The 12,898-nt window shown below is 66.5% G+C and carries 13 protein-coding genes and 1 pseudogene; 6 read left to right on the plus strand and 8 right to left on the minus strand.

Annotated elements, in window-relative coordinates:
• Positions 1-117 precede the first annotated feature (117 nt).
• The 3 genes from AB0C34_RS19295 to AB0C34_RS19305 all read right to left on the minus strand — a co-directional run bounded on the left by AB0C34_RS19295 (position 118) and on the right by AB0C34_RS19305 (position 3,879).
• Positions 118-1,005 carry a hypothetical protein gene (locus tag AB0C34_RS19295; protein WP_357074389.1) on the minus strand — a complete coding sequence of 296 codons (888 nt, stop codon included), beginning with the start codon at positions 1,003-1,005 and terminating at the stop codon, positions 118-120.
• The gene (locus tag AB0C34_RS19300) at positions 1,002-1,607 is read right to left on the minus strand and encodes a recombinase family protein (RefSeq protein ID WP_357074392.1); all 606 of its coding nucleotides are present in this window, start codon (positions 1,605-1,607) and stop codon (positions 1,002-1,004) included. Before AB0C34_RS19300 ends, AB0C34_RS19295 begins: the two co-directional genes overlap by 4 nt.
• A gap of 991 nt (positions 1,608-2,598) precedes the next feature.
• Positions 2,599-3,879: a YbfB/YjiJ family MFS transporter gene (locus AB0C34_RS19305; protein ID WP_357074395.1), complete on the minus strand. Its 1,281-nt coding sequence runs from the start codon at positions 3,877-3,879 to the stop codon at positions 2,599-2,601.
• A gap of 410 nt (positions 3,880-4,289) precedes the next feature.
• On the opposite strand from AB0C34_RS19305, the pseudogene AB0C34_RS19310 reads away from it, so the two are divergent.
• Both AB0C34_RS19310 and AB0C34_RS19315 read left to right on the plus strand, forming a co-directional pair.
• Positions 4,290-4,583 (plus strand): annotated as a pseudogene (locus AB0C34_RS19310) (muconolactone Delta-isomerase family protein); the annotation flags it as partial.
• 217 nt (positions 4,584-4,800) lie between these two features.
• Positions 4,801-5,202, plus strand: coding sequence for a transposase (locus AB0C34_RS19315; protein WP_357074398.1), 402 nt, complete (start codon positions 4,801-4,803; stop codon positions 5,200-5,202).
• Here AB0C34_RS19315 and AB0C34_RS19320 read toward each other — a convergent pair.
• The 3 genes from AB0C34_RS19320 to AB0C34_RS19330 all read right to left on the minus strand — a co-directional run bounded on the left by AB0C34_RS19320 (position 5,154) and on the right by AB0C34_RS19330 (position 8,113).
• Positions 5,154-5,756: a TetR/AcrR family transcriptional regulator gene (locus AB0C34_RS19320; RefSeq protein WP_357074401.1), complete on the minus strand. Its 603-nt coding sequence runs from the start codon at positions 5,754-5,756 to the stop codon at positions 5,154-5,156. The two genes, AB0C34_RS19315 and AB0C34_RS19320, sit on opposite strands and share 49 nt — an antisense overlap.
• Positions 5,753-7,189, minus strand: a complete 1,437-nt coding sequence (locus AB0C34_RS19325; RefSeq protein ID WP_357074403.1) for an FAD-dependent monooxygenase — start codon at positions 7,187-7,189, stop codon at positions 5,753-5,755. Before AB0C34_RS19325 ends, AB0C34_RS19320 begins: the two co-directional genes overlap by 4 nt.
• A 69-nt stretch (positions 7,190-7,258) precedes the next feature.
• Positions 7,259-8,113: an IS5 family transposase gene (locus AB0C34_RS19330; protein ID WP_357074405.1), complete on the minus strand. Its 855-nt coding sequence runs from the start codon at positions 8,111-8,113 to the stop codon at positions 7,259-7,261.
• Positions 8,114-8,399: 286 nt separating this feature from the next.
• On the opposite strand from AB0C34_RS19330, the gene AB0C34_RS19335 reads away from it, so the two are divergent.
• Positions 8,400-9,113, plus strand: a complete 714-nt coding sequence (locus AB0C34_RS19335) for an SDR family oxidoreductase (RefSeq protein WP_357074408.1) — start codon at positions 8,400-8,402, stop codon at positions 9,111-9,113.
• Positions 9,114-9,140: 27 nt separating this feature from the next.
• Here the strand turns inward: AB0C34_RS19335 and AB0C34_RS19340 are convergent, their stop codons facing one another.
• Positions 9,141-10,052 (minus strand): LysR family transcriptional regulator, encoded by a 912-nt coding sequence (locus AB0C34_RS19340; RefSeq protein WP_357074411.1) that lies wholly within the window; start codon positions 10,050-10,052, stop codon positions 9,141-9,143.
• Positions 10,053-10,146: 94 nt separating this feature from the next.
• Here AB0C34_RS19340 and AB0C34_RS19345 point away from each other — a divergent pair, with 94 nt between their 5' ends.
• A complete protein-coding gene (locus tag AB0C34_RS19345; protein ID WP_357074414.1) occupies positions 10,147-10,791 on the plus strand; it encodes a hypothetical protein in 645 nt (214 codons plus the stop codon).
• A gap of 92 nt (positions 10,792-10,883) precedes the next feature.
• On the opposite strand, the gene AB0C34_RS19350 is transcribed toward AB0C34_RS19345, so the two are convergent.
• Positions 10,884-11,189 carry a hypothetical protein gene (locus AB0C34_RS19350; protein WP_357074416.1) on the minus strand — a complete coding sequence of 102 codons (306 nt, stop codon included), beginning with the start codon at positions 11,187-11,189 and terminating at the stop codon, positions 10,884-10,886.
• A 288-nt stretch (positions 11,190-11,477) separates the two neighbouring features.
• Between AB0C34_RS19350 and AB0C34_RS19355 the strand changes: the two genes are divergently transcribed.
• Both AB0C34_RS19355 and efeU read left to right on the plus strand, forming a co-directional pair.
• Entirely contained in the window at positions 11,478-11,801 is a 324-nt protein-coding gene (locus tag AB0C34_RS19355; protein ID WP_357074419.1) for a putative quinol monooxygenase, read from the plus strand.
• Between the two features lie 177 nt (positions 11,802-11,978).
• A complete protein-coding gene (gene efeU, locus AB0C34_RS19360) occupies positions 11,979-12,890 on the plus strand; it encodes an iron uptake transporter permease EfeU (protein ID WP_357074422.1) in 912 nt (303 codons plus the stop codon).
• Positions 12,891-12,898 lie beyond the last annotated feature (8 nt).

Consider the following 12,898-nt stretch of genomic DNA (forward strand, 5'->3'; position numbering starts at 1 on the left):
CGGGAGATCTGTGGGTGCGCTCGAGAACGTCAGTGATGGCCGGTACTGGCATTCCTGCGACTGGCGTGTTGTCCAGCGAGTCGGTCCCGACACACCGGCGTACTCGGCGGTGGGTGCTCAGCGTTGGATCAATAGGGCGGTCGGGTTGAGTATGTTCCACTCCTTGTTCGAGAAGGTGTCGGATCCGTCGATGGCGTCCCAGCCGCGCAGGGCACCGTATTGGCCGATGTCGGCCAACGTCAACTCCTTGTCCATCAGCGCGTTGCGGCGAGCCGTTTCCTCGATGGTGGGGTGCGCTATATCGCGCAGGGCCCGTAGTTCACGGGCGACTTGTGCCAGGGTGCGGCTACGTTCGGACTCGAGTGTGCGCAGAGTGGTGATCTTGGCCTCGGGTCGTAGTGCCATCCGCAGCACCCGGGCCTGCCGGGTAGCGAGGTCTTGTTTGTGGGTGGGATCGGTGTAGCGGAGTGCGACATGCTCCAGTGGCGTGGCATAGGTTCCGGATCCGGTGGGACCGCCGCCGGGTCGCACCGGGCCGGCGACGAAAGCCTCGAGGTAGCGATCCTCCTCGAACCCGCGGAACAGCGCTGGCCTGCGCTCGGTGACGACTGCGTCGACCTCGTGCGCTGTGGTGATGGTGTGAGGGCCGTTGAATCCTTGCAGCCGTTGGATATCTTCGAACCTCGGATTGTTTCCTAAGGACGTGGTTCCTCCCGTCCGCCGCAGCGCGCTGTAGTCCACTGCGTCGATCAGATCGCGGCCGGCTACGTAGGTGGAAGACGTTGCGGTGGTGGAGATACCGCCGGACAGGTCGGAGAACGCGGTCCGTAGCGTCGGTACGTTTGCCGCATCGGAGTCCATGGCCCGGGCAACGGTCTCGGTGACGCCGCGGGCGACGTGCTCGGGCACCGCGGCGACCGCGGCGCCGTAGTCCCTGGCCGCCGTGCCGAGCACATCGCGCACAGACCGCCACGCCGCGTCCAGTTCGCCGACCACAACTCTCACCGTGCCGCGCCCTTGCCGCGCAAAACGCCCGTTCCGGGTTCGTCGACACCAGCTGCGGCGGCCTTTATTTGGCCATGGACGACGCCGGCGCCGGTGGCGGTGGCGGTTTCACGCAGTGATTGGCCTGCGGCTCGGCTGGTCAGGATCGCGCGGCGTTTGTCGTCGTCGACGACGCGGGAGTGGCCTCCAGTGCGGCCATGTCCCGCGGCGGATGCCAACCCGTCGCGGGTTTTGCGGATGATGTCGCGGCGACGGTCCTCGGCCAGGGTGAGCGCCAGGTCGAGGATCGGACTGCGCTCGGGGTGCTCGCCGGCGGCGATGCCGGGCAGGATCTTCAGCGAGAAGTTTTGTTGGAATAGATCGTTGAGCACGATCAGGCCTTCGAGGAGGTTGCGGCCGAGCCGGTCGGCTTCCTGGACTGTGAGCAGGTCAGCGGGGCGCCTGTAGTCCAGTGCGGTCTGCGCGACGGGCCGGTCGATGAGCTCGAGGTTGCCGCTGATCTTCTCTTCGAACACCTTCACGCAGATCGGATCGAGGTCGTTGTGCTGGCGGCGGGTCTCCTGTTTGCTGGTGCTGACGCGGACGAGGCCCACCAACGCCATTCCAACCCCTCCGAACGTTCGGAAAACGTGTTCGACAACTGGGTGGGACGCTACCTGAAACGAACGGTTTTCGAACATTCGCACCTGTGGAAACGCGGCCCTTGTCGCGGCCTGCTCGAATGTTCGGCAGACCCTCCCTACTCGAACTCCGCACGAGCGAGCCTGTCACCAGCAGGGCGAGGTGGTCGGTCGGATCGGATGTCCGCCCACTGCCACGCCTCGGTAATCGCGGCGGGAATGCGCCTCAGCCGGGTAGGTAAGTATCCATTGCCGTGAACCCACGCACGAATGACATGGAAACTCCAGTCCATTGCTCCAAAACTGTGATCGGTGGGGCCTGAACCCGTCAGCTCCTGCTCGGAATCAGGGAGAACTGACACCGTCGTGGAGAAGGTCGGCAATCATGGCAATGTCCGGAGGAGAGAGAATGCCTCAGTGGTCCGGGCTGCGGCGCCTACGTCCGATTTGAACAGAACCTCGGATTCCTCATTCAAATAAACGAGAGCGTATTTCGATGCGTCTTTACCTGTTTTGGATACGATCTGAAATTCTATCGGCCCAGAGAACCTGTTCGGGTCGGTAGAGCTGGAGGTAAACGCTTCTCGGTGATCTGGTGTCCTGGTTGGTATTGCGTCAGAACGTCATCCGGCAGGTTCGTACGTCGGGTGAGCTGCCCCTCATGGTTCAGGAGTTTGTCGAGTGCGCGTTTGCTGTGCGAGTTTTTCCTTCGAGCGGGACCGAACAACTCCTCGGTACGTCCAAGCAGCCAAGGGCAACCGCCAGGGTCGACGCGGGAACTTCGAGGGGAACCGTGAGACAGCCAGAATCGCAACCGACCCGCGTGGACCTGGACCCGGCCGCTGCGGAGGCCTACCCAGCCGCCATGGATCGGATAGCGGCGGAACTGGATTCGCCGCCGCGCTGCCCGCCACCTCGGCCGTTGATCGGCTGTTTGTGTGTCGACTGCTGTGGTGGGTGGAACGGACTTCGGTCAGCGCCGCGCGGGTAACGACCGGATGAGGTGATCGGAGTCGATCGAGCCAGTGTGCTGGGAGGTCGGATGTGGCATGACCGCCGTGCGGAGGCGTTGCTCGTCCGGCGCGTGATGCGGGAACCCGACGCGCAGCGCGCCCGCGCCGAGCGCCGCTACGGCGACGACCACCGCCCCGAGGAGGAGCGCCTGGTGGTAGCCGTGGTGCAGCAACGGAGTGACGACTAGCGGTCCCAGGATCTGTCCCGCGGAATAGCCACCGGTCAGTAATGCCACCGAACGAGGGAAGCGCAGGTGCGTGCCCGTGGCGAGCGCAATGCTGCTGATACCGAGGAAGGTGGCGCCGAACAGGAACGCCGCGACGAGCGCTGCCGCGACGCCGTCGACCAGGGTTGGCAGCGCGATGCCGACCGCTTGGACGACCAGCGCGACCAGGAGGAGGTCCGGGCGCGACCAGCGGCGGCCCAGCCACGCCCACAGCACCGCTGATGGCGCGGCCGCCAGGCCTACCAGTACCCAGGCGCCGCTGCCGATCCACCCGGGTGCGGTCTGGTCGATCGCCGCGACCAAGAAGGTCCCGGCGATGATGTAGCCGATGCCCTCCAGGGTGTAGCTCACGAACAGAGCGGTGAACCAGCGGCGCGTTCTCGGTGCTCGCACGCTGGTGGCGGTGGTGGCTGGTGTGGGCGGCAGTTCTGGACGCAACGTCCACGCGCCCGCGGCGAGCACTGCGGCCAGGATGGCAGCAGCCCACCATGCCGCCCGCCAGTCGGACACCGAGCGCAGGATCAGTACCAGCACACCGGACAGCGCGATCCCGGCGCCGACTCCGCTGAAGCCCCAGCCGGGCAGGTGGATCGGATGGTCGCGCAGGTGACTGAGCAGCGAACTGACGGCTACGACGAACACGATGGCGCTCGCGATTCCGGCCAACAGCCGCAAGAGCAGCCACACCGTGATGCTGTGGGTCAGCGGCATCCCCGCGAGAGTGATGACGAGCAGGACGAGCGCGGTCCGGTTCGCGGCCGGAAAACGGACCAGTCCAGGGGCCAGAATGCCGATCAACGCGCCGACGAGATATCCGACGTAGTTGGCCGTCGCCACGTTGGCGCCGGCTTCCGCGCTGAGCCCGGCCTGCGCAGTCATGAGCGGCAGAATCGGGGTGTAGACGAAGCGGCCGACGCCCATGCCTGCCGCGAGTGCCGCCGCGGCCTGAGCGACGTGCATCCACGGCGATCGAATCGTGGGGTGGACGGGAATGCGCTCAGGTCGGGCTTTCATCAGGACATCGTGTGCCCGACGGCGATCTCGCGGCTACGACCGGTTTGCTCCTATGTGGTAGGCGCGGCCTTCTACCCACCTGGTCGAGATGGTCCCCCCGGGCAGACAGTGCGCAGGTCACACTACCGATCGCGATCGGCGGCGCTGCGGTCGCGCCGTTTCTCTGTTCGCGGTCGGATCCGTCGTCGAGCCGAAACACTCGCTCGGCGATGAAATACTCGGAGGACAAATGAGCGCCCGCCCGCTCGCATCCATCGAATCATCGGCGGATCTGTCACGAGGGATCCAAACACCTTGTTCGCGGGCGGTTGTGCCCGCATTCATGCTCGTCCACCGGCCGGAGCCGGCTTCGGTGTTTGCAGTGTTCGCAGTGTTTCGAAATCGGGATGACCGAGGGAGGAAAGCCGCCGATGGAGTTTCTGGTCGACATGGTGACCGTTGTTCCGGAGGGCACATCCGAGGAGGCTGTTGCGGATATCCGGGCCAGGGAGGCGGCCCGGGCACAGGAACTCGCAGCGCAGGGATCCCTGCTGCGACTGTGGCGTCCTCCGCTCGCTCCTGGTGAATGGCGCACGTGGGGGCTTTTCCACGCGGACGACGCCGAGCAACTGGAGAAGGTACTCGCGTCTATGCCGCTGCGGGTATGGCGACACGACACGGTGACGCCGCTGTCCCCGCACCCGAATGATCCCGCCACCAGGGGCTAGGTCCTGCCTTAGAGGGCGTCTGAGAACTTTGGTGGGCGTCGGCGTGTGTGCCGGGAAGTGGGCGAACTCCCGGTAGGACTGGTGGTTCTCTACGCCAACCGGTCTGCCAGGAGCTCGCGTGTCAGTGTTGCCTACCTGCCGGTGTTTGTCATGCCCAGCCCATGGTGGGCCGCTGACTACACCGGTGTCGTGTCCGTTCTACCCGTCCTCGTCGATGTCTGACTCCGAGTGGGCGCTCGTCGCGTCGTTGCTGCCACCACCGGGTAACACCGTCGGCAAAGGTGGTCGACCGGAGAAGCACCCACGCCGGGTCGTGCTGGACGCCATCTTCTACGTGGCCCGCGGCGGGATCGCCTGGCGACAGACGCCCGGCGACTTCCCGCCCGCGATGACCATCTACGACATCTTCCGCCGATGGGCCAAAACCGTTGTGTGGCAACAAGTTCACGATGCACTACGCAACCTGGTCCGCCTCCACACCGGACGTGACCCGCTGCCCACCGCCGCGAAGCCATGGGCCTGGTTCCACGGCGAGGAGCAGCCGGCCGACAATACCTCTACCCCGGTTCACTCCGGTAGGGCGAAGCCCATCTGGCGGAGCATGCGGCGAAGGTAGGCAGTCAGCTCCGTGGCCGAGCGGTCGCCGGGCGCTAGCACCAGCTGATGCAGGACGGCCCCCCACATCATGTCGATCACCATGTCGACATCCGTAGTGGCTGGCAGCACGCCGTCCCGCTTCGCGCGGTCGAGGGTCTTTCGGGCACGCTCGCGGCGGGGCTCGAGGTGGTGGCGCCAGTACGTGGAGAGCAGCTCCGGGTGGTCCGGCCCGGCGCCGATCATCCGGGCGGTCAGCGCTCGCGCGCCGGGGTCGGCCAGCAGCTCACCCCACCGAGGCAGCAGCTCCTCGATCACGTCGAGCAGCGGACCGCCGACTTTGTCGACTGCACGGACCTGCTCACGCGTGGACTCGAGCGCCTGGGCGAACAGCTTTTCCTTCGAACTCCACCGCCGGTACACGGTCACCTTCGCCACTCCGGCCCGCCGGGCGATCTGCTCGATGCTCGTCCGCTCGACACCCCGCTGGATCAGTAGCTCAACGGCGGCCCGCAGGATCGCCTCGTCCGCCTCCGGGTCGCGCGGACGGCCAGGACCGGTGCGTGCGGAAGTCACGGGCGCATTGTGCCAACGCCCGGCGGCCGCAGCATCGCTGTAAGCCGATCTTGCAGCGCGGCCGGGTCGTTGCCGTGCCAGGCGAGGTGTGCGTCCGGGCGGATGAGCAGCGCGTCTCCCTCCCCTCGCAGGCCGACCACCTCGCCCAACGCTGTGCGGGCCTCGGCCAGCAGTTCGGCCGAGCCGCCGACCAAGGCCCACTCCGGGCCAAGCTCCGCGTGCAGCCGTGTCTGGGTTCCGTCGGTGCGCTGGTATTCGCCGTCCGGGATGCGGTCACCCGGCTGCGGCGCCGGGCCGCGGCCACCGAGCGGACCGCGCCGGTAGGTGACCCACAATTGCGACGCCACCCGGGTAGCGCGGCGCTGCACGGCCGGCCTGCCGAGCAACGGAACCACCACCCGGTCTCGGAGGAACCGCGTGAGCGCCGTTTCGCCGAGCAGCAGCCGCGTGTTCGCCGTGGTGTTGCGCAGGACGTCCGCCGCCAGCGGCCGGCGTTCGGCCCCATAGGTGTCGAGCAGTTCGGGGCCGGCCAGGCCGCGGACCACCAGGCCCAGCTTCCACGCGAGGTTCTCCGCGTCGCCGATGCCCGTGTTCATGCCTTGACCGCCGATCGGGCTGTGGGTGTGCGCCGCGTCGCCGGCGAGCAGGACCCGGCCGCGGCGGTAGTCGGCCGCCAGCCGTCGGTGGATGCGGAACACCGAGGCCCACACGGTCTCGCGGATGCCGATATCCGACTGACCCGCGCGCTCCACGAGGAGCTGCCGCAGCCGGTCGACCACTTGGTCGGGGGCGAGCCGCTCGCCGTCGTGCGGTACGTCAGCCATGAGGCGCCAGAGGTCCGGCTTGCCGGGCATCGGCATGGCCAGCAGCATGCCGTCCCGGTGGTACCAGCCGGCGGAGACACTGCGGTCGCGGTCCCAGTCGGTGTGGACGTCGGCGAGCAGGAACCGCTCGGCGACCGGCACGCCGGGGAAGTCGATCCCTGCGAGTTCGCGGACCGTGCTGCGGGCACCGTCGCACCCGACCACCCAGTCGGCCGGCGGATCCTGGTCGAGGGACGTGACCTCGGTCCCCCAGTGGATGGGCACGCCCAGCTCGGTGAGCCGGCGGCGCAGCTCGGCCTCGATCGCGGCCTGCGACACGAACAGCGCCTGCGTGCGCTCCCGCCGGTCCGGCAGGAACCGCATAGTGGCGATTGGCCTGCCGCCGACGTGCATCCGCATGCCGGCGGGCTCGAGCGTCCGTTCCCGCAGGTCGCGGAGGGCACCCAGCCGGTCTAGGACCTCGACGCCGCGTGCGTGCAGGATGTTCGCCCGCGAGGTCTCGGCAGGTCCGGTGGCCCGGTCGACGAGCCGCACCTCGACGCCCTGCGCGGCCAGGCCGCACGCCAACGTCATTCCCGTCGGTCCCGCTCCCACGATCAACACGTCCATGCGCCGATCATATACGTAGTCGTAGACGTATCGAAATTACCTCTCTGAGAGGGCGTCTGAATGCTGACGTTAGTGGTCTCCGGCACGGGCGAGTCGGCGGGACATGGTCATGATCATGGCTATGTAGACCATGGCTTCGTGGTGTTCGGGCAGGGTCTCGTAGTCACGGACGCAGCGTCGGTGTTTGGTGATCCATCCGAATGTTCGTTCGACGACCCAACGCCGGGGCAGGACCAGGAACCCGCTGGTCTTGTCGGTGCGTTTGACCACCTCCAGGGTCAACGACAGGACCTTGTGGGCCCAGAGGACCAGGCGACCCGCGTAGCCTCCGTCGACCCAGAGGTGCGACACGGTGGAGAAACGGGCACGCAACGCCACCAGCAGCCGGTGGGCTCCGTCGCGGTCCTGGATGTGCGCGCCGGTGACCACGACGGCCAGGAGCAGCCCCAGGGTGTCGGTGGCGATGTGTCGTTTGCGGCCCTTGGTCTTCTTGCCCGCGTCGTAGCCGGCGCTGTCGGAGGGGACGGTGTCGGCGCCGCGTACGGTCTGGGAGTCGACGATCGCGGCGGTCGGCAGCGGGTCGCGTCCGGCGCGTACCCGGACCAGGTCACGCAGCGTGTCGTGGATCTTGTGCCACACAACGTTTTTGGTCCAACGGCGGAAGATGTCGTAGACGGTCGTCGCGGGCGGGAAGTCGTGGGGCATCTGCCGCCACGCGATCCCGCCGCGGACGACGTAGAAGATCGCGTCCAGCACGAGGCGGCGGGGGTGTTTCTCCGGTCGCCCGCCGTTGCCGGTGGTGTTGCCGGGCGGCGGGAGCAGTGGCTCCAGCACCGCCCATTGGGCGTCGGTGATCGACGAGGACGGGTACGACGAGCGCTCCGAAGGCCTGTCGGGCGACTCGCGGTGGGTCGGGCATGACAAACACTGGCAGGCAAGCGACACTGGCACACGAGCTCCTGGTCGGACCGGGTTTGGCGTGAGAACCACCAGTCCTACCGGGAGTTCACCCATTCTTCGTGCGCCACACGCCGCCCCGCCTCAGTTCTCAGACGCCCTCTTAGGCCTCGAGCTGCGGAGAATCGGGTCGCGGCGCGCCTCGACCGGCGAGGTGGGATTTGGCGGAAGACTTCCGCTACCGCATCGCGGCGGAAGTTCCCCGCATTGCAGGTAGCGAAGTACGCACCCGGCTGGAAAGGAGTATCCGATTGTGAACACTGTGCAGAAGGTCGCCATCATCACCGGTGCCTCCCGGGGTATCGGCGCGACTCTGGTCACGGCATACCGGAACCTCGGTTACGCGGTTGTCGCGACCGCCCGTTCTATCGACGAATCCGACGATTCCGGGGTATTGACCGTGCGTGCGGACGTCGCCGAGCGCGGCGTCGGCGCCCGTGTTGTCGACGCGGCTATGGCGCGGTTCGGCCGGGTCGACACGCTGGTCAACAATGCCGGAATCTTCATCTCCAAGCCATTCACCGACTACTCCGACGAAGACTTCGACGCTGTGGTGGGAGTCAACCTACGAGGCTTCTTCGAGATTTCTCGCAGTGCCCTCACCGCGATGTTGGAGACCGACAGGGGCGGTCATGTGGTCAATGTCTCGACCAGCTTGGTCGACTACGCCAACTCACAGTTGATCTCTGCGCTCGCGTCGCTGACCAAAGGTGGGCTGAACGCAGTCACCAAGGAGCTGGCGATCGAGTACGCGGCTCGCGGCATCCGGGTCAACACCGTCGCGCTCGGCGTCATTCGTACATCGATGCATCCGGCTGAGTCCTATGAGAAATTCAGTGCGGTCCACCCGCTCGGTCGGATGGGCGAGGTCGAGGATGTGGTCCAAGCGATCATCTACCTGGAGAATGCTCCGTTCGTCACCGGCGAGATCCTTCATGTCGACGGCGGCCAGAGCGCTGGGCGATGAATGTGCTTCTCGCGATCCGCTGTTCGACTAGCGGTGCGGGTCGTCGCCGGGCAGCCAAGCGTCGGCGTCGTGGATCCCGAGTTGACCGATATCACGACTGATCGCATCCGCTGCAGCGAGCACACCAGGGCGTATTTCGTTGTGGCGCAGAATAAGTGACCAGGTCCAATACACCGCGGGTGCAGCTATCGGGCGCTGGACGAGGTCCGCGGGCAGGGGCAGGGACTGTCCTCTGGGGGAGTTGACCACAGGGCGGTCGCTCGCGCGGACGTGGTCGAAGAAGGCGGGACCGGTGATGCCGCCGTCGTCGATGCGCTGAACTCGCGCGCCGGTGTCCCGCGCCAACTGCTCGGCGAAATCGTTCCAGGATGACCAGGTGGCGGCGTCGGCATCGACGAGCACGGTGACCTCGCGCGGCCGCACCGGACTGGTGCTCGCACCGGAGGACACCGCGTACAGCCGGTCGGCTCCGAGCAGCCGAGCCTCGAGGCCGAGCCTGGCCAGGTCGGCCGCTTGTACCCAGCACACGGCGAGGTCGAGGCTACCGTCGGCCACTCGTGCGGCCTGCGCGTGCGAGGGCACGACCCAGGTATCGATGTGCAGTGCGGCGACACCGGATATGCGGGCCGTCAGGTCCGACGGCAACCAGGTGACGTAGCCGATATGAACCGCTTCGGAACCGGACATCCGTGCCGCGCGGCGGCGCAGATCCTCGGCTCGTCGCAGCAGCGCCCGAGCCTCCGGCAGCAGCGCCGCGCCCGTGGCGGTCAGGGCGACCGACCTCCGGTCGCGGGTGAAAAGTGGCACGCCCAGGTCACGTTCCAATGCCTTGATCTGCTGTGACAGCGACGGCCCCGCGATCAACAGGCGCTCGGCCGCCCGTCCGAAGTGCAGCTCTTCGGCGACCGCGACGAAGTACCGGAGCTGGCGCAGTTCCACGATCAGCCATGCTACGTGCGATAAGAGGCCGCGCTTACTACCTGGGAGCAAGCCGGTCGTGGCGGGGGACACGCGCCAGGCGCACCATGTGACTATGGACGCCTGGCCCTCCGATGCCGTAGTCGGCCCCGCGGCGATGGATCGGGACTCGGCCGAGGACGCCAACCGGCCTGCCTGGGCCTCGAGAGACCTCGGGGTTGCCCCGGCGGGGTATTCGCCCACCTCGGTGGGGTCGGCGTGGTCTGGGCGTGTCGTGAACCCGGGTCGAGTGCCGTTGCTCGAACCCGAACAACTGCTGGCTGCCATCTGCGGTGGCCTGAGAGGTAGTTCACCGCTGATCGGGTGGGCCCGAGCGTTGGGAGATCTGCATGCTGCGCTGATTCCAGTGCATCTCGGGCGACCGCAGCGTCCTTGCGATTTCGACGAACCCGGTATCCACGCCGACATCGCACGTATCGTCGGCGAGATCAATGCGTGGGCTGTGTTCCCTCCGCCGCGCGCGGTGGGCGCGTGCAAACACACGCACTCCTTCGGCGAGGTGATCAGTCATGTCGCCAAGACCTACGCCGAGGTTTTGTGGACGGTCCGCCACAGCGGCGACGCGGAACTACGGCACGAGGCGTGGTTCCACCTCGGCGAGGTTCGGGAAGGCTACGCGGAGTTGGTCACGGCGCTACGGGCCGGCCGCGTTCGACTCCCGCGGGGATGGAGCGGAGTCTGCCGACCGCCGAGGAGATGACAGCGCTACGTGTCCTGTGTCCGCTGTCTACCCGGAAGGCGCTGCTGAAGTGACCGCGACGACGATTGCCGAATCCGGTGGCCGGGTCGACTTCAGACGCTCCACTCCGAGGGCTCGGTGACGCGAGCATCCAGGACATGTACGGTATCGGCGCATGTTCGCACGACGATGTCGGCGCCATGCCTGGTACTCATGACGGTAGCGTCGATCGTGCCGCCGCCACCGCTCACCCGGTCGTAATGCAGGGACACGACCTCGATTCCGCGCCGGTGGAAGATGCTCACCAGGCGCATCAACTCGTCGTGACCCGCGGAGTCGGATAGCCGAAATCGCAAGCGGTGCTCGCGCACCTCGATGCCCGTCACCTCAGGCACTCTGAGACGCTTCGTCGTCTGCATACCGCACCTTCAGTTCGTCGTCCGATACAACTGTCGGATGCGCTCGACCACTGTGGCCTCCGGGTTGGCGGCACCATCTGCGATGAGCGATTCGAACCCGACCTGCGAGATCCATTCCTCTACTTGATTTGATCATGTCCGTCGCTCGACCGGTCGAGCGACACGTCCGGTGCCCGACCGATAGCGGCCATCCACTGGTCGAGCGGGAGACAATGGGATGTTCGCAACGCACGCGCCCCCCACCAGCCCAGGAGCGGCTGAAGGCGGCTCGCACCAAGGAGGAGCGAAATGATCTTCATCGTCGTCAAGTTCAAGACCAAGCCCGAATGGACCGATCGGTGGCTCGAGCTCGTCGGCCCCTTCACCGCCGCAACCCGCGCCGAGGAAGGCAACCTTTGGTTCGACTGGTCCCGCAGCGTCGACGATCACAGCGAATTCGTTCTCGTCGAGGCCTTCCGCGACGAAGCGGCCGGCGCCGCACACGTCGGCAGTGCGCACTTCAAGGCCGCCATGGCGGAGCTGCCGCAGGCGCTCGCATCGACTCCGCGGATCATCAATCAGACCATCGACGACACCGGCTGGTCCGAACTGGGTGAGATGACAGTCCGGTGACGGTCTCCCATGAGCTGCCGGCCTGAGCGCAGCAGAGGAGGGCCTGGCAAACTTCCCACTCGGTCACACCACCGTGTGCCCGCAGGTTGCGGTCGCAAGGGTTGATGCCGTGTGTAAAGATAGCCTTGCCTTGCTGAATACGATGAGGCCGCATTGGGATGTAGGCGGGAGTGAGTGATGGCGGATCTTGCTGGCGCATCCGGCGCGCCCTCGATCGCGGCACAATTGATCGGCAGTGGATTGATCGGTGTGCGCGAGGGGCTCGAAACCGGAATCGTGGTCATGATCCTGGTCGCTTTCCTGGTCAAATCCGGGCACCGGGATGCGCTGCGCTGGGTGGTCGGGGGAGTTCTCGCGGCGATCGCGATGGTGGGTGCGATCTTCGCGGGTGTGCATTACGGCACGTCGACCGTCACCGGGGTGGCCGCGGAACTGATTTCGGGGATCGCGTCGCTGACCGCCGTCGTGATCGTGACCTGGATGGTTTTGTGGATGCGTACCGCATCGCGATCGATCTCCGGTGATCTGCGAGCCGGCATGTCCAGGGCGGTGGCCGGCGGCCCGGCCGCGGTGTTGGCACTGGCCTTTCTGGCGGTCGGCCGCGAGGGGGTGGAAACGGCGCTGTTGATGGTCGGTTACGCGGAGAACACCGCCGGAAGCCTGTGGCCGTTGCTCGGTTTGCTACTGGGCATCGTGATCGCGGCGCTGCTGACAGTGCTGATGTATTTCGGCGCGGTCCGCATCAATTTCGCGATGTTCTTCAAATACACCGGAGTGCTGCTGATCGTGGTCGCCGCCGGAATCCTGGCATATGGGGTCCGGGCGTTGCAGACCGCTGATTGGTTGCCGGGTCTGAACGATACCGCCTTCGATATCTCGTCGTGGTTCACCATGTCGAGTTGGTACGGCACCGTCGCCCAGGGGATTTTCAACTTCCGTGCCGATCCGACGCTCCTGCAGGCGCTGGCGTGGACGGGATATCTGATCGTCGTGTTGATCGTGTTTCTCCGCCCGGCGCCAATATCGGGATCCCGCGATTCTTCGGGCGATGCGCCCGCCAAACCCGCAGCGGCTCAGCCGCATTCGTGAAAGGTTCC

It is taken from the genome of Nocardia sp. NPDC049220, from assembly GCF_040647855.1.
GTDB lineage: Bacteria > Actinomycetota > Actinomycetes > Mycobacteriales > Mycobacteriaceae > Nocardia.

What these genes read in the sequence shown, in the direction of transcription:
- AB0C34_RS19300 (WP_357074392.1), bottom strand. Translation starts at nt 1,607, where the DNA reads ATGGCGTTGGTGGGCCTCGTCCGCGTCAGCACCAGCAAACAGGAGACC.
- AB0C34_RS19305 (WP_357074395.1), bottom strand. Translation starts at nt 3,879, where the DNA reads ATGAAAGCCCGACCTGAGCGCATTCCCGTCCACCCCACGATTCGATCG.
- AB0C34_RS19315 (WP_357074398.1), top strand. Translation starts at nt 4,801, where the DNA reads ATGTCTGACTCCGAGTGGGCGCTCGTCGCGTCGTTGCTGCCACCACCG.
- AB0C34_RS19325 (WP_357074403.1), bottom strand. Translation starts at nt 7,189, where the DNA reads ATGGACGTGTTGATCGTGGGAGCGGGACCGACGGGAATGACGTTGGCG.
- AB0C34_RS19345 (WP_357074414.1), top strand. Translation starts at nt 10,147, where the DNA reads ATGGACGCCTGGCCCTCCGATGCCGTAGTCGGCCCCGCGGCGATGGAT.
- AB0C34_RS19350 (WP_357074416.1), bottom strand. Translation starts at nt 11,189, where the DNA reads ATGCAGACGACGAAGCGTCTCAGAGTGCCTGAGGTGACGGGCATCGAG.
- AB0C34_RS19355 (WP_357074419.1), top strand. Translation starts at nt 11,478, where the DNA reads ATGATCTTCATCGTCGTCAAGTTCAAGACCAAGCCCGAATGGACCGAT.
- efeU (WP_357074422.1), top strand. Translation starts at nt 11,979, where the DNA reads ATGGCGGATCTTGCTGGCGCATCCGGCGCGCCCTCGATCGCGGCACAA.